The organism is Haladaptatus sp. (genome assembly GCF_049589095.1).
Lineage (GTDB): Archaea > Halobacteriota > Halobacteria > Halobacteriales > Haladaptataceae > Haladaptatus.
The window spans coordinates 1-14,415 of the sequence record NZ_JBAWAC010000234.1 but is presented as its reverse complement, the minus strand read 5'-3'; the positions used below and the strand labels follow the sequence as shown (position 1 = coordinate 14,415).

Genomic DNA, 14,415 nt, shown 5'->3' with positions numbered 1-14,415 from the left:
GGCGTATCCTTCGTCCGAAACGCGATACAGGTTCAAAAACGCCGACAGACAGAGGATGCCGAGCAGCGCGACTTTCTCCATCGGCGTCTCGTCGGCGAACGACGAGAGCCGGTCGGAGAGCGAGGTGTCCGTCGTTTCGCTACTCATCGATACCTCCCACGTCGGCGGAGCGGGCGTCGCGGTGGAAGCCCCATCCATGGTTTACTGGTCGTTCTCGAACGGATATTCGAATCATCGTTTTCGGGAAGGCCTGCTCTCCGATGGATTATATTCGATTGCCGAAGTTGCGGATGGATTCATCGGAAAAGAGGCACAAATTCGGCACAGATACTCCAATCATTCAGTTCGATTTAGTTCGAGATTAGCCGGTGATAGCGGCGTGCGCAGAGAAACAATTCGTGTGAATTTGGGCCTGAATTTCCCCTCATCAGTGACCGATCCGTCCATCAGTTCGGTGAACGTTTATGGGTGATCTACACGGTAGCCACGAACGGATGAAGCACTATACGGGGGTTCGTGAGCGGTGGAGAACGAGAGTGGAAAACTGTGGCCGACACCACTTGCGACGGCGGTCGGTGCGGCGGATTTTCGGGCAACACCTCGTCGAGTAGAAAGATGGAAATGAACGAGAGCGCGAACAGATATACGATTCCGGAACCCGCTACCGATGCAACGCACGAGTACCACAGGGGTCGACAGGCAAACGAATCGATGAGACAGCTACTGTGGTGGCTCATCGGCGGGACGCAGGGCGGTAAAAACCGATTGCGTATCGTCCGGTCGCTGAACCGACGCCCGATGAACACGAACCAACTCTCCAACGAACTGGACCTGAACTACAAAACCGTCCAACACCACCTCGAAATGCTCGAAGAAAACGACGTGCTCACCACGACGGGTGACGAGTACGGGAAGATGTACTTCCTGACCGACCGGATGGAATCGAACCTCGACTTGCTCGACGAAATCGCCGAACAAGCATCCATCGACAATGACTGAAGACCGCGCGCTCGTTCGGACGCTCGTCTACGTCGTCGGCTCGCTCGTAGCCGCGGCGCTCATTTCGTTCCTGCTGCCACAGTATATCTTCCGGCATCCCGGGCCGCCACAAGGCGGGATGGAGCCGTTGGCCGAGATCATTCAGGTAAAAACGTTCTTCTCCACGTTCACGAGCGTCCTGCTACTCGTCCTCCTCACGACGTACGCTCGGATTTACCGTAACCTACCGAACCGGTTCACGATGAGCCTGCTGTTGTTCACCATATCACTGACGCTGTACGCCCTCACCGCGAACCCGTTGGTCACCACCCTGTTCGGCTTCAGACCGCCCGGAGGGCTCGGACCGTTCACGTTCCTGCCGGACATGTTCGCCAGCGTCTCGGTCATCATCCTGCTCTATCAGAGCTACAAGTGACGGGGACGAGGGACGGATGAGATAATGACAGGAAACAGAACAAGAAAACTGTGAGTATCGGGGGCGGGGGAATTGCGAGTATTGGGGGCGGTATTTTTCCGAAAAATCGATTCGAGAGGTGTTCGCAGCCACGCCGTCGTCAGTGTCGGAGCTCATCCGAACGACGCATCGGCGAACCGAATGGAGGCGGATGACGGCTCGCGTCCAGCGTCAGACAGTGATAACGCGTGGGTAGTGATGAACGGGTTCGACGGTGCGCGGACGAAACCATGAAGGTGAGTGATGCGTTCTGTCAGGGGTGACAGGGGTGACATCCGTCGCACGCGTCGGGGTGATTCGATACTGCTGTGTTCTACTGTGGATTCTGCCCGAAACGACGCTCATCGCATGGGTAGCGTGTGGGCCACGTCGACGCACGTTTTCGACCATCGTTTCGGGTGTGCCTCCGATTTCATCGATGGCCGGGTACCCTAAAGCGATTGTCCGAGATCGCACACGACTGTGCGGAAAATCGGGCATAAATGGATACAGATCGGACCCAAATTCGGTTTCAAGTCGATTACTGTGTCATTTTGGACCGGTAGTTGGAAACGATTACGACGGCGCGGGGGACCCGTACCCGCTCCAGAAATCGTGGGCGAATATTCGAAGGAGGATCGCGTGATGGCGGGAATCGCTGGTGACGGCCGGGTGCGGGGTGGACCGACAAAACTGTTTGTTGGTACCCTAATACACAGTATCAATGACTGATACCCCTTCGTTTCTCGATGAGGCGGACGGCACGCGGGAGGAGATCATGAAAGCGACCTTCCACGCGCTCTGTGAATACGGGTACAAGGATCTCACGATTCAGCACATCAGCGACGAGTTCGGAAAATCGAAATCCCTTCTCTACTACCACTACGACGGCAAAGACGACCTGCTGTTGGATTTCCTCGATTTCATGCTGGAACGGTTCGAGGACCAGATACCGTACCCCGAAGGAGGGAGCGCCGCGGACCATCTCGACGAACTCCTCGATCAAGTGCTCTTCGACCCCCGTTCGAGCGACTTCCACGGGTTCGCCCAAGCGATGGTCGAACTCCGCGCACAAGGGGCACACGACGCCGAGTTCCGCGAGCACTTCACGCGCAGCGACGAGTTCATTCGGAAGCAGATCGCACGGATCATCCGCAAGGGTATCGATGAAGGTGTCTTTCGGGACGTGGACTCCCGACGGACGGCGACGCTGCTGCAGACGATCATCGTCGGCACGATGACCGAGCAGATGACGACCGACGACGACCGCTTCGAAGCGATACGGGACGAAACGGACCGCTATCTTCAACGGTGCGTTCTGGCCGACGAATAAACGGTGTCAACTAGTTTTCGTGCGGTCCGTCGGTTGCCGAGCCATCGCCGTCGAGTTGCGTCGTACACCAGTGGCAGAAGTCGAGGTCGGCGTCGAGAGCGCGGCCACAACTCGGGCAACGAACGGCTTCCGCGTCGCTCTCGGTCGGTTGGCTGACCTCTATCGTCACGAGTCGCTCGAACGTGTTCTGGACGTGTGCGAGGAGGTAGGCATCGAGGACGCAAAGGCCGCTGACAAGGAGAACGGGTGCGGCGGCGAGGAGGTCGACCGGTCCACCTGTGAAGAGGGTGTCGAGCACGCTGGAAGGGACGAACAGCACAGCAACGACGTAGAGCGTTGCAAGCCATCCGAGTGCACGCTTCCAACGACGGAGATAGAGATGTCCAAGGCCGGTTGCGAGGACGGACAACATCGCCGCGAGCCACGGCCGTTTCCGTGTCGTCATTCGCTCCATATACTGAATGAACGTTCAGTACAACATAAGCCTTTCTCAGGGGAGGACCCGTACTACGGACGTTCACCACCAACAACTGTCGATGAACGACAGCAATGAAACGACATATAGACGGATATAACCGCTGTATTAGCGATATCGTTCCAATTTCAATCATAAATGGAATTCTTAATTTCCCCTTTCCAAGTTCGAAAGAGATACAACAAATTGACTGAATGTTCAGTACATGGGATCCTCCAATCGAGGTACGGCCTTCCGTACGCCACCCGAAGCATTGTCCGACGAACAAGCCCGACTGGAACCGTTCGACTGGTACGCGGAAATGCGTAGCACTCAGCCCGTGCGGTACGACGAGCAGCGACGAAGATGGGACGTGTTCGGTTACGATGACGTGAGCGAAGTTCTCGGCGACCACGAACGATTCACCGCGGATATCGCCAGTGCGGACATTCGGTTCACGGATGGAAGTCCGCTCGGCACGACAGCCGAGACACCGTCGATGATCCGGACCGATCCGCCGGAACACGAACGCCTTCGTAATTTCGCCAACCATCGATTCCTCCCTGGGACGTTGGCGGAGGGTCGAGAACGCTTCGAGCGAATCGCCGACGATATTCTGGATACCGCCGAGACCGGAACGACGGTCGACATCATCGAGGAGTTTTCCCATCCGTTCCCGGTGACCGTCATCGCCGATTTACTCGGTCTCCCGGCAGTGGACCGCGAACAGTTCCGTGAATGGTCGATAGCGACCACCGAACTGGCGATAACGGACGAGGAGGAGGCAAAAAAGGCCCAACACGAGATGAGCGACTATTTCTCGGAACTCATCCCGGACCGCGTCGACGGGGACGGAGACGATCTGATCACCCTCGCCGCTTCGAACGACGAGTTGAATCACGAGGAGGTCGTCAGGTTTTGCATAACGGTCCTCGTCGCCGGTAACGTCACGACGGTCAATCTCATCACGAGCACGCTCTGGTGTCTCGAAGAACACGACCTGTTCGACGCGGTCCGGGCGGGCGAAATCGACCGCACGAAGCTGATCGAGGAAGTTCTCCGCTATCGTTCACCGGCCCAAGCGATCCGACGTGTGACGACTGAGCCGGTCGAAATCGGCGGACACCAAATCGACGAAAACGAGTTGGTCGTCGCACGGATCGGGTCGGCAAACCGTGATCCGTCCAAGTTCGACGCGCCGAACGAGTTCCGACCCGAGCGGAATCCCAACCCACATCTGACGTTCGGCGGCGAGATTCACTTCTGTTTGGGGGCGCAGTTGGCCCGATTGGAAGCGGACATCGCTTTGGAGCGACTCCTGGATCGGTTCGAAGTGATCGAACCGGACCTCTCGGACCTCTCCCCGCAGTCGCTCGTTTACGGCGTCGATTCGCTCCCCAGTTACGTCAGCGAGTAGCGAACCGTATCCGTATCGGGACGAGCGTCCCACAACTCACGTCGCTCGGTCCGTCGAGGATGCGGGTGTCGCGGTTCCCAAGCGAGCGGCCGAACTCATGTCCGATAGAGAGACAGTTTGGAAAAACTGATACGGATACGTACATCAATTACTAGGGATGAGTTCCTCCAACCCGCAGGGTTTGCAGGCATTTCCCGACGAACTATCCGAACGGAAAGCGTGGCTCGAACCGTTCGACTGGTACCGGGAAATGCGCGAGCAGGAACCGGTTCGGTACGACCCGGTTCGGCACGTGTGGGACGTGTTCCGGTACGACGACGTGAAGACCATACTCGCCGACGACGAGCGCTTTTCCGTGAGTCCGCGGAACGCGGACGGCTTTCAGGAACCGGAGGGCGAAGAGGCAGGTGTCATGCTCGACACGATGCTCCTGCAGGACCCGCCGCGACACGACGAACTCCGCGGCGTCGTGGACGACGAGTTCAGCCCGCGTTCGATTCGGGAACTGGAACCGCGTATCCGCAAGTTGACCACGGAACTGCTGGACGAAATTCTCGGGGAGGGCGACGAGATCGATCTGGTGGAGGAGTTCGCCTATCCGCTACCGGTTATCGTCATCGCCGAACTGCTCGGCGTTCCGGCCGAGGACCGCGACCAGTTCAAAACGTGGTCCGACGCCATCGTCTCCGCCGCGAGCGAGGACGAGAACATGGAGGAGTTCTACGAACGCCAAGGCGAGATGCGCCAGGAGATGGCGTTCTACTTCGTCCAACTCATGGAGGACCGACGGGAGAACCCACAGGACGACCTCATTTCGACGCTCGTCAACGCCGAAATCGACGGGGAACCGCTCTCGCACCGCGAAATCCTCGGAACGTGTATCCTTTTGCTCGTCGCCGGGAACATCACGACGACGAACCTCATCACGAACGCGATGCGGTGTTTCGACGAGGACGACACGTTCGATTCGTTGGCAGGTGACGACAAGGCGCTCACCACCGCCATCGAGGAGGTGCTTCGCTACCGCTCGCCCGTCCAGGCCATGACCCGCGTGGCAATGGAGGACGTGACGATAGGGGGCGAAACCATCGAGGAAGGCGACCGAATCGTCGTCTGGATGGGCGCCGCCAACCGCGACGAACGGAAGTTCGACGACGCCGACGAGTTCCGCGCCGACCGCGTTCCGAACCAGCACCTCGGCTTCGGCTACAGCACGCACTACTGCCTCGGCGCGCCGCTCGCCCGACTCGAAGCCAAAGTCGCCCTCTCGGAACTGTTCTCGCGCGTATCGAACATCACGATTCCCGAAACGACGTTCGAACCGACGCGGAGTTCGTTCATCTACGGCGTCGATTCGCTCCCGATTCGATTCGAGCAGAAGTAGTCCGTCTCCAGCAGTCTTCCAATTTTGTTCTACGTGCGGAGCGTCGGCTGTTATGGGTGAGCTATCGACAGTGGGAATCGTCGATCGGAACTCGGGGCGACTGAGTCGAGTGAAAAGACGGTGTTTAAGCCGTCACCATCCGCATCCGGGGCCACCGAATCGTCCCTAAGGTATGGGCCGCCACTGCGCTTATCCATCCCTAAATCGAGCATTCGCTATGAGCGTTATCGCTGAATTCAAAGTACCAGCCAAGGCTCTTGCGCTCTCAGAGACCCTCGAACAAACACCCGAGATGACCGTCGAAATCGAACGCGTCGTAGCCCATGACACGGACCGAGTGATGCCGTATTTCTGGGTTCGGGGCGGCGATTACACCGAGTTCGAAGCGGCAGTCGACAACGACCCCTCGACCCAGCGTGTCACGAAGCTCGATGAATACGAGGATGGGACGCTCTATCGGGCCGAATGGACACAAAATATCGAAAGTATCGTCTATGCGTACGTCGAAATCGGAGCGACCATCCTCGAAGCGACTGGCCGCGCGGATAATTGGGAACTTCGAATGCGATTCGATACCGAAGACCTCGTTGCCGAGTTCCAAGACTTCTGCCGGGAGAGGAACGTTCCCTTCGAATTACTCCGACTGTACCACCCCTCAGAGCCGAGGAGTGGCGGCCAGTACGGGCTTTCTCCGAAACAACGGAATGCCTTAGTCACAGCATTAGAGCGTGGTTATTTCGACATTCCACGGTCAGTGTCGATGGGCGTAATAGCTGATGAGATGGGTATTTCACAACAATCATGTTCGAAGTTGTTACGTCGCGCTCATATGAACATTATTACGAACGTGTTAACAGTAAGCCATCCGGAAGATGAAAACAGCTCGTGATATATAAAGCAGGCGTAAATACGCACCACGCACACTTCCCGTTCTCTGGTCTTTGTTCTCTCATGCCCGATGAACCGGAAGCCCTCTACGGAATTCTTGGTGACGTTGGTGGCCAGTCAGAAAAACAGTTATCGAAGACGCTCGCAGGGAGACAACCTGGGTCTGTGTGTCTATGCGATGTAGCCGACGCAACCGTTCGATATAAAACGGAAAGAGAACCGACGGAGGTACAAGCCGAACGTGAACGGATTTATGTCTCGCTGTACCACCATCACGTGCCGAAGTCAATCGATGCGAACCTCGTCTCGTTTGATGTGTCCGAAAAGGGTGTTTCCTTTCGTGAAAGTGACGAGGTCGTAATTCAGGAGGTGCTCCTCGAACGATGACTGGCACGATCGTCGAAATAACGGTTCCAGCCGCACAGTTTGCCCTCGAATACACGCTCAGTGAATTTGAGCACGTGACATTTGAAGTCGAACAGGTGGCCGCCACCAATCAAGACAGTCTGATGCCGTTCATGCGGATTGAAACGACCGATCGTGTACGACTCGAAGAGGCATTCGCCATCGACGACAGTGTCGATGGCTTCGAGCTAATCGCCACCTTCGAGACGGATTGTCTGTATAAATTCGACTGGGCTGACCGAATCGACCACCTGATTCGCGTGCTAGTCGATCAAAATGCGACGATCCAGACCGCGGTTGGGCAAACCGATCACTGGAACTTTCGACTCATCTTCGCTGATCGTGAAGCGGCCGCCAGTACCAACGAGTACTGCAAAGAGCAGGGTATCGACTTCGAAGTCAGGAACATCCAGGAGTTCGGCGACCGTGGTAGTAACCGATTCGGACTCACTGACTGTCAACGCACCGCGATTCAGCTTGCTGCTGATCGGGGCTATTATGAAGTACCACGCGAGGCCACAGCAGACGACCTCGCTGAAGAATTCGGGATCAGCCATCAAGCGCTCTCAGAACGACTCCGTCGTGCCCATGGAAGTTTGATCCAGCATGTCCTCGGCATCAGAAATGAGAAGCCGGACCCAGCAGAATCACCACCAGAGACTCACTCGGAGACGAGCGTGGACTAACAGCCACCTGTGATCCTACCACATATTCTCGTCAGTGGCAGTGAATGATATCGATTGTGAGTTCGTCACTCCTACCGATCGGTTCCGAACTATCGCTATTGGTAGAGTAGGGTTAGCAAGTTTGCGTCGTTGCACTTCTCGTTCATTCTTCCGATTCGTTCGAGCAGGAGTGAGAGTTTATCCTCGTGGGAAGCCTCTCTACTATCATGAGCCTCGATGTACCGACGCCCACCGCACCGACCATCTACCGGGAAGCACGGGACGAACAGTACGAGTCCGACGTGGACAAACGGGCCGACTTGCAGTCGTATCTGGACGACGAGGAGAACGCGTGGGAGGAGGGGTTCAGCGACTGGGCGAACGAAACCGCGCTCTCGGCGGACGCCTACCGCATCGCGCTCGACCTCGGGTTCATCGAGGAGTTCGATTTCTACTGGAGCCCAGAACGGGAGGAAGTCGAGTACGAGACGCCCGAAATCCCGGACGAATGGGAGGACAAGGAGCGATACGCCGAGGTGGATTCGTGGTCGACCGTCTCGGCCATCAACGAGGAGTTGGACGAACTCGGGGAGACGGTCGCGGGACTCCTCACCGACTACTACGTCGAATGGGGGAGCGAACGCGACATCGTGGAGACCTTCGGCGACCAGTACAACGGTCGGGACGATGCGATGCCAGAGAATATTCGGGAAGACAGTCGCTACGAGGTGGATTAAGACGGGGAGTCGATTCCGAAGCGTGACGAGGACTCCTCTTCTCGGATGTGAAGCGTCGTGCGGACGGGCGGATAGTCGTCGAGCGAGAAGCGGACGACGACGAGGTCGTCCGCGACCGTTGCGAGGTCGTCGACGGTCGGCGTTTCGTCGCCCGTGATTTTCAATCCGAGCCACTTCGCTCGCTCGATACCGTAGCGGACGAGGGCGCTCCGGACGAATTCGGCGATATCACGCGTGTCGGTGATGGCGAGTCCGGTCGCCTTTCGGCGATACCCACGAAGCCAGATGGTCGCGGGATGTTCCTTGCGAAAGTTCTTCCACCAGTTGCTCTGCTGACGAAGCGTGGTCGCGATGAGGGTGTCACCGCGACGGTCGTAGGCGACGGGCGTGGTGTAGCGGGTCCCCGAATATCGACCGACGTAGGAGAGGAGCATGAGCTGGTCGCTCACCAGCCAGTGAAGCTTCGAACGGAGCAACCGCCGCAGGACAGGGTTGGCGACGTACTTTTCGGCGAGAAAAAATAGGGTTGGCGGGGCCCGAAGTTCGACCGACGGCTCCGACTCGTCCGGACCAGTCGTGTCGTCAGTCGGCATGAACGTTCCTCCGTCCCCACGGGACGTAATTCCTGCGACTGAATGCCATACAAATCGATGGACGAGTGGCGGCTTAAATCGTCCGTTGGACGAACGGCGTGGTTCCGGAATTCACACAGCGCGGCGATACTGTCGGGGCCATTCGACGCGGTCTTCGGCGTCGAGTTCCGCCGCGGCGTGGAGCGTGAAGTACGGGTCACGGAGATGCTCGCGGCCGATGATCGCGAGGTCGCCCCGACCGTTTCGGATGAGCGCGTCCGCCTGTGCTGGTTCGGTGATGCCGCCGACAGCGCCGACGGGGATGTCGGTATCCTCGCGGATTCGCTCGGCGAACGGGACCTGGTAGTTCGGGCCGGGATTCGGTATCTGCTGGTCGGGGTGCAGTCCACCCGCGCTCACGTCGATGAGGTCGGCACCCAGGTCGTGGAGTTCCTCGGAGAGGTGGACCGAATCCTCGATGGTCCACGATTCCCGGTCCGGCAGCCAGTCGGTCGCGGAGATGCGAACGAAGACGGGTTTGTCGTCGGGCCACACCTCGCGGACCGCTTCCGTGACTTCCCGAACGATTCGGGTTCGGTTCTCCAGACTGCCGCCGTACTCGTCCTCGCGGCGGTTCGTGACCGGCGAGAGGAACTCGTGGAGGAGGTAGCCGTGCGCGGCGTGAACTTCCGCGATCTCGAATCCGGCGTCGAGCGCTCGCTCGGCCGCCGCCGCGAACGAATCGACGACGGTTGCGATGTCGTCAGTCGTCATCTCGCGCAGTTCCGGCGGCGTGTCGTCGTACGGCCACGGTTCGGCACTCGGCGCGATGGTTTCCCATCCATCGTCGTCGGGTTGGAGGGGTTGGTTGCCATCCCACGGGCTGGTCTTGCTCGCTTTGCGGCCCGCGTGGGCGAGTTGAATCGCCGGAAGCGCACCACGGTCGCGGATGAATTCGGCAATCGGGGCGAGCGCATCGGCGTGTTCGTCGCTCCAGATGCCGAGGTCGTCCGGCGAGATACGACCGCGCGATTCGACGGCGGTCGCTTCGGTCATAACGATGCCAGCACCACCCGTGGCGCGGCTTCCGAGGTGCACGTGATGCCAGTCGGTAGCCATCCCGTCACTGGCACAGGAGTACTGACACATCGGCGACACCATCACACGGTTTCGCGCCGTCGATTCTCGAAACGTGACGCTACTGAACAGGTCGTCGGTCATCGGTTTTCGATAGGGATTGGATGCTTTAAACAGCTACAGACGCCGCCGGATTTGCCGACTCTTCCTCCCGCCGTAATCCGAAAACTTATCATACTTTAGGTATTGTGTCCGGAACAATGGACGAGCGTGGCGAAAACAGTGCCGAGACAGGGGAAACTGCTGTAACCTTTACTCGGGAGCTGGAGCGGCTCAAGCGCAGGGGATGTGGTCTCTTGCTCGTTGGTCCGAAACCCGCCATGCACCGGGCGTGCGACCGTCTTCTCGGAGATGCCACGGCCGAGCCACGGCGACGGGTGTTCGTTCGAACGGCCGGAAAATCCTCCCAGATACACACGCCGAGCGACGACGCCACGACGCCGAAGGGTGACACCAACGCGAACGCCAGCGACGTGAAGATCATCGAACAACCGACCGCCGTTCGAAGCACCTCGACGACATCGAGCACAGAGAGCCTTCCCGACAGAACCGTGCTCGAAACCGATGGCCTCGCCGAACTCGGCATCGAAATTTCGAACGCGATAGACGAGTTCGAACGTGAGAGCGGGGCACTCTCGTCGGGGGAACTCCGCGTCTGTCTCGACTCGCTTACGCCGTTGGTCGAGACGCACGACCACGAGTCCCTCTTTCGGTTTCTCCACGTGTTGACCGGCCGCATCAAAACCGTCGACGGAATGGGGCACTTCCACCTCCCGGCGGAGATGGATTCGAGGGCCGTCCGCACCCTACTTCCCGTTTTCGACGCCGCCATCGAACTTCGAATGATCGGCAGCGACGTGGAACAACGATGGCATTTGGTCCAACGGAACGTGACGACCGAGTGGCTATCGCTCTGAGGCGGCCGTTTCTCGTTCGGTCTCTGCTCGGTATTCCGGCGGCAGATGACCGACGTTCCCCCACAGTACTTACTACCCTCACCGTTTCCATCCCTCTCCCCCTCACCGTTTCTATACCTCTCCAAACCCGTGCCAACTTGGACGATAGTTGGTAGCTGGTTCGAGTGACGAGTCATCAATCTAACAACGAAATCGTCATGTGGATAACAACGGATTATCATGTTGAACCTTCCATCTGATATCGATTTTGACACGCGATCTAGGTTGACAACTGTTCAGTTTTCGTCACCATCGAAACGAATTCGATTTCGGCCGCATGCATCGCCCACTCGGTTCGAGAGCGGGTTTCGAACAAATGGTCGGTGTTCTGAAAACAGCTCCGAACCGATCCAAAACGAGTCGTTTGTCGTATTTCTGGGGTAGCGTTCCGTTGTCGAATCGATAAAAGCAAACTTCCGGTGTTAATCCGGTTGTGAGTAAATAATTTACCTACTGAGTCCCAAGGTGTAACCATGTCACAGAAACCGATTCATCGACGGGAGCAACTCTACATCGATGGAGAGTGGCTAGACGCCGACGGCACGCTCGACGTTACCGACCTCGCGGACGGTGGCGTCTTCGCGGAAGTCGCCGCAGCGGACGCCGAGCAGGCCGACAAAGCGCTCGCTGCCACGGAACGGGCAGAGGCCGAAATGCGCGAAACCACCATTCCACAGCGCGCCGAGTGGATGGAGGAAATCGCGGACGGGCTCCTCGAACGAAAGGAGGAACTGGCCGAAGTGATCGTGCGCGAAGCCGGTAAGCCGATTTCGAGCGCTCGCGGCGAAGTCGAGAGCGCGGCCGAGCGCTTCCGCCGTGCGGCGGAAGAGGCCCACGACCTGCAGGGAGAGTTCCGCCAAGGGACGACCGGCGGCCACGAAGGCTGGGAAGCAATCCTCAAGCCGGAACCGGTCGGAACGATTCTGGCGATTACGCCGTACAACTACCCCCTTGCGACGACCGCGCTGGAAGTCGCACCGGCGCTCGCGGCGGGTAACTGCGTCATCCTCAAACCGGCCAGCAAGACGCCGGTCAGTGCGGCGATTCTGGCCGACGTGATCTCCGACCTCGACCTTCCCAAGGGCGCGTTCAACTTCACGCCGGGCCGCGGGAGCGAGATCGGCGACCTTCTCGTCGGCGACAACCGTATCAACATGATCACGATGACCGGCAGCAGCGCGGCCGGAAAACACGTCGCACGCAAGAGCGGGATGGTCAACCTGCACATGGAACTCGGCGGCAACGCGCCTGCCGTCATCTTCCCGGACGCGGACCTCTCGGAAGTCGCTGGTGCCTGTGCGAAAGGATCGCTGAAGTATGCCGGACAGCGCTGTTCGGCCGTTAGCCGAGTGCTCGCGCACGAGAGCATCCACGACGACGTCGTCGACCGGATCGACGCCGCGATGGATGAGTGGACCGTCGGCGACCTCTTCGACGAGGACACCCAGATGGGACCACTTATCAGCGAGAGTCAAGCCGAATGGGTGGAAGAACTCGTCGAAGATGCCGTCGAGAAGGGTGCCGACGTGGTTCGCGGCGGTAGCCGGGACGGGCAGTTCTTCGAACCGACGCTGTTGGCGAACGTCCCGCACGACGCTCGAATCATCCACGAGGAACAGTTCGGTCCCGTCGCTGCGGTCACGACGTTCGAGACCGAGGAGGACGCCATCGAAATCTCGAACGGCGGTGACCTCGCATTGGACGCGGCCGTGTTCACGGACGACTACGACCGTGCACGACGGATGGCCGACAAACTCGACGCCGGGGCAGTCCGGATCAATGGCGCGCCTAGCCACGGACTCGGTGACATCCCGTTCGGCGGGAACAAGGGTTCGGGAATCGGTCGGCAGGGTCTCAACCTGACGATCAAAGAGATGGTCCGACACAAGAGCATCATCCTCTAAATTCGACGGAAGAGAATCTGCCGCTAAATCGGATTTCGTTGATTTTCCAACGGTCGTCGTTCCGGACGGTAGTAACGTCTCATCGGAGCGTAGCTATGGCTGTTTTGACACAGGAACGCCATCAGGGAACCCCGTCGTTCCGCTGTGTCTGACGGGCACGAAAATCGGGATATTCCCTCCGTTCCGCGGAACAGGCCGAAATTCAAAACTGGTTTTTTACGCGTCGTTCCGCTTTTTTCTGTGATTATAGGGAGGACGCCGCTCCGAATCGAAGAGACGGGCAACCCCGTCGTTCCGCTGTCTTTTGGTGGGCAAAATCGGTGTTTTGACCCCCACCGTCGTTCCGCTGTTTGTTCCCGTGTTCCAGAAATGAGCCATATTAGTAGAACAATGTAAAGAGAGAAACCAGTCGAGTTCGGCACCGAAGGGTCCGGTGCCGCAACTGATCGGTTCGGTCGGTTCGGCTCATCTGTTAGCGGAGATGTGGTATTGTCGTTGACGAAGGGTGTAGATTCGTCGTTGGACGTAACGTCTACCTTGGACGTGATCAATACGGATTCTCATCTCACCAAACCCCATCGTTCCGCTGTTCATTCCACACCGATGCTCCGATTGACCGTTCGGTCGTGGTCAGTTCTCCACCGAACGTTGCTGTACAGCTACCCCGTCGTTCCGTTGTCTTTTGTCACCCTCAGTTCCGAAATTGACGATTTAATGGGGCTCGTGTCAGGATTTTGTTCTCTCACCCCATCGTTCCGCTGTTTTTTGATACCGAATTACAGGAAATAGTTCGGATTCGTCGTCCCTATCCATTCGATTGGACCCCGTCGTTCCGCTGTTCGTCGTGCTACGAGAGCGGTGGGACATCGATCCGCTAGCCGTTGAAAAGAGACGATTGTCGAAAAGTGAGGATGCAGGTGAAAGAGAAGTTCCAACACCGATGGAAGAGGAACGATTCCAACGTCAGTGGGAAACGATTCCAACGTCGATGCAGGACACCGACTCGGTGGTGACTGGACCAAGTCTGTCTTCGAGGAGGGCGGTTGCGCTCCGAGGGGAGTGGTTGCGCTCCGCGGAATCTGCCATAGCCGGGACATTGAGTGGCATGGAACATACACCGTCGTTCCGCTG

The 14,415-nt window shown here is 58.2% G+C and carries 15 protein-coding genes; 11 read left to right on the top strand and 4 right to left on the bottom strand.

Going from position 1 to position 14,415, the window contains the following annotated elements; translation table 11 throughout:
* Window positions 1–711 precede the first annotated feature (711 nt).
* The 3 genes from WBV42_RS07735 (at window position 712) to WBV42_RS07725 (ending at window position 2,765) form a co-directional block, all read left to right on the top strand.
* Entirely contained in the window at window positions 712–999 is a 288-nt protein-coding gene (locus WBV42_RS07735; RefSeq protein ID WP_423985506.1) for an ArsR/SmtB family transcription factor, read from the top strand.
* Entirely contained in the window at window positions 992–1,414 is a 423-nt protein-coding gene (locus tag WBV42_RS07730) for a hypothetical protein (protein ID WP_082837656.1), read from the top strand. The genes WBV42_RS07735 and WBV42_RS07730 overlap by 8 nt, the downstream gene beginning before the upstream one ends.
* A 742-nt stretch (window positions 1,415–2,156) precedes the next feature.
* Window positions 2,157–2,765, top strand: coding sequence for a TetR/AcrR family transcriptional regulator (locus tag WBV42_RS07725; protein WP_423985505.1), 609 nt, complete (start codon window positions 2,157–2,159; stop codon window positions 2,763–2,765).
* A 10-nt stretch (window positions 2,766–2,775) separates the two neighbouring features.
* Here the strand turns inward: WBV42_RS07725 and WBV42_RS07720 are convergent, their stop codons facing one another.
* Window positions 2,776–3,219, bottom strand: coding sequence for a DUF7575 domain-containing protein (locus WBV42_RS07720; RefSeq protein WP_423985504.1), 444 nt, complete (start codon window positions 3,217–3,219; stop codon window positions 2,776–2,778).
* 226 nt (window positions 3,220–3,445) lie between these two features.
* Between WBV42_RS07720 and WBV42_RS07715 the strand changes: the two genes are divergently transcribed.
* The 6 genes from WBV42_RS07715 to WBV42_RS07690 all read left to right on the top strand — a co-directional run bounded on the left by WBV42_RS07715 (window position 3,446) and on the right by WBV42_RS07690 (window position 8,715).
* Window positions 3,446–4,636: a cytochrome P450 gene (locus WBV42_RS07715; RefSeq protein ID WP_423985503.1), complete on the top strand. Its 1,191-nt coding sequence runs from the start codon at window positions 3,446–3,448 to the stop codon at window positions 4,634–4,636.
* A gap of 157 nt (window positions 4,637–4,793) precedes the next feature.
* Window positions 4,794–6,020, top strand: a complete 1,227-nt coding sequence (locus tag WBV42_RS07710) for a cytochrome P450 (protein ID WP_423985502.1) — start codon at window positions 4,794–4,796, stop codon at window positions 6,018–6,020.
* Window positions 6,021–6,237: 217 nt separating this feature from the next.
* A complete protein-coding gene (locus tag WBV42_RS07705; RefSeq protein WP_423985501.1) occupies window positions 6,238–6,909 on the top strand; it encodes a bacterio-opsin activator domain-containing protein in 672 nt (223 codons plus the stop codon).
* Window positions 6,910–6,971: 62 nt separating this feature from the next.
* Entirely contained in the window at window positions 6,972–7,295 is a 324-nt protein-coding gene (locus tag WBV42_RS07700) for a DUF7344 domain-containing protein (RefSeq protein WP_423985500.1), read from the top strand.
* On the top strand, window positions 7,292–7,999 hold the full coding sequence (locus tag WBV42_RS07695) for a helix-turn-helix domain-containing protein (RefSeq protein ID WP_423985499.1): 708 nt from the start codon (window positions 7,292–7,294) through the stop codon (window positions 7,997–7,999). Before WBV42_RS07700 ends, WBV42_RS07695 begins: the two co-directional genes overlap by 4 nt.
* 206 nt (window positions 8,000–8,205) lie before the next feature.
* Window positions 8,206–8,715: a hypothetical protein gene (locus tag WBV42_RS07690; protein WP_423985498.1), complete on the top strand. Its 510-nt coding sequence runs from the start codon at window positions 8,206–8,208 to the stop codon at window positions 8,713–8,715.
* On the opposite strand, the gene WBV42_RS07685 is transcribed toward WBV42_RS07690, so the two are convergent.
* Together WBV42_RS07685 and WBV42_RS07680 are read right to left on the bottom strand one after the other, a co-directional pair.
* The gene (locus WBV42_RS07685) at window positions 8,712–9,308 is read right to left on the bottom strand and encodes a hypothetical protein (protein WP_423985497.1); all 597 of its coding nucleotides are present in this window, start codon (window positions 9,306–9,308) and stop codon (window positions 8,712–8,714) included. The two genes, WBV42_RS07690 and WBV42_RS07685, sit on opposite strands and share 4 nt — an antisense overlap.
* Window positions 9,309–9,419: 111 nt before the next feature.
* Window positions 9,420–10,508, bottom strand: a complete 1,089-nt coding sequence (locus tag WBV42_RS07680; RefSeq protein WP_423985496.1) for an NADH:flavin oxidoreductase/NADH oxidase — start codon at window positions 10,506–10,508, stop codon at window positions 9,420–9,422.
* A gap of 116 nt (window positions 10,509–10,624) precedes the next feature.
* On the opposite strand from WBV42_RS07680, the gene WBV42_RS07675 reads away from it, so the two are divergent.
* Window positions 10,625–11,341, top strand: coding sequence for a DUF7504 family protein (locus WBV42_RS07675; RefSeq protein ID WP_423985495.1), 717 nt, complete (start codon window positions 10,625–10,627; stop codon window positions 11,339–11,341).
* Between the two features lie 512 nt (window positions 11,342–11,853).
* Window positions 11,854–13,284 carry an aldehyde dehydrogenase family protein gene (locus tag WBV42_RS07670; protein WP_423985494.1) on the top strand — a complete coding sequence of 477 codons (1,431 nt, stop codon included), beginning with the start codon at window positions 11,854–11,856 and terminating at the stop codon, window positions 13,282–13,284.
* 963 nt (window positions 13,285–14,247) lie between these two features.
* On the opposite strand, the gene WBV42_RS07665 is transcribed toward WBV42_RS07670, so the two are convergent.
* Window positions 14,248–14,370, bottom strand: coding sequence for a hypothetical protein (locus WBV42_RS07665; protein ID WP_423985493.1), 123 nt, complete (start codon window positions 14,368–14,370; stop codon window positions 14,248–14,250).
* Window positions 14,371–14,415 lie beyond the last annotated feature (45 nt).

Excerpts from the sequence above, each read along its gene's own strand:
- WBV42_RS07670 (WP_423985494.1), top strand. The coding sequence starts at position 11,854 with ATGTCACAGAAACCGATTCATCGACGGGAGCAACTCTACATCGATGGA.
- WBV42_RS07695 (WP_423985499.1), top strand. The coding sequence starts at position 7,292 with ATGACTGGCACGATCGTCGAAATAACGGTTCCAGCCGCACAGTTTGCC.
- WBV42_RS07715 (WP_423985503.1), top strand. The coding sequence starts at position 3,446 with ATGGGATCCTCCAATCGAGGTACGGCCTTCCGTACGCCACCCGAAGCA.
- WBV42_RS07730 (WP_082837656.1), top strand. The coding sequence starts at position 992 with ATGACTGAAGACCGCGCGCTCGTTCGGACGCTCGTCTACGTCGTCGGC.
- WBV42_RS07725 (WP_423985505.1), top strand. The coding sequence starts at position 2,157 with ATGACTGATACCCCTTCGTTTCTCGATGAGGCGGACGGCACGCGGGAG.
- WBV42_RS07735 (WP_423985506.1), top strand. The coding sequence starts at position 712 with ATGAGACAGCTACTGTGGTGGCTCATCGGCGGGACGCAGGGCGGTAAA.
- WBV42_RS07685 (WP_423985497.1), bottom strand. The coding sequence starts at position 9,308 with ATGCCGACTGACGACACGACTGGTCCGGACGAGTCGGAGCCGTCGGTC.
- WBV42_RS07675 (WP_423985495.1), top strand. The coding sequence starts at position 10,625 with ATGGACGAGCGTGGCGAAAACAGTGCCGAGACAGGGGAAACTGCTGTA.
- WBV42_RS07665 (WP_423985493.1), bottom strand. The coding sequence starts at position 14,370 with ATGGCAGATTCCGCGGAGCGCAACCACTCCCCTCGGAGCGCAACCGCC.
- WBV42_RS07680 (WP_423985496.1), bottom strand. The coding sequence starts at position 10,508 with ATGACCGACGACCTGTTCAGTAGCGTCACGTTTCGAGAATCGACGGCG.
- WBV42_RS07700 (WP_423985500.1), top strand. The coding sequence starts at position 6,972 with ATGCCCGATGAACCGGAAGCCCTCTACGGAATTCTTGGTGACGTTGGT.
- WBV42_RS07720 (WP_423985504.1), bottom strand. The coding sequence starts at position 3,219 with ATGGAGCGAATGACGACACGGAAACGGCCGTGGCTCGCGGCGATGTTG.
- WBV42_RS07710 (WP_423985502.1), top strand. The coding sequence starts at position 4,794 with ATGAGTTCCTCCAACCCGCAGGGTTTGCAGGCATTTCCCGACGAACTA.
- WBV42_RS07690 (WP_423985498.1), top strand. The coding sequence starts at position 8,206 with ATGAGCCTCGATGTACCGACGCCCACCGCACCGACCATCTACCGGGAA.
- WBV42_RS07705 (WP_423985501.1), top strand. The coding sequence starts at position 6,238 with ATGAGCGTTATCGCTGAATTCAAAGTACCAGCCAAGGCTCTTGCGCTC.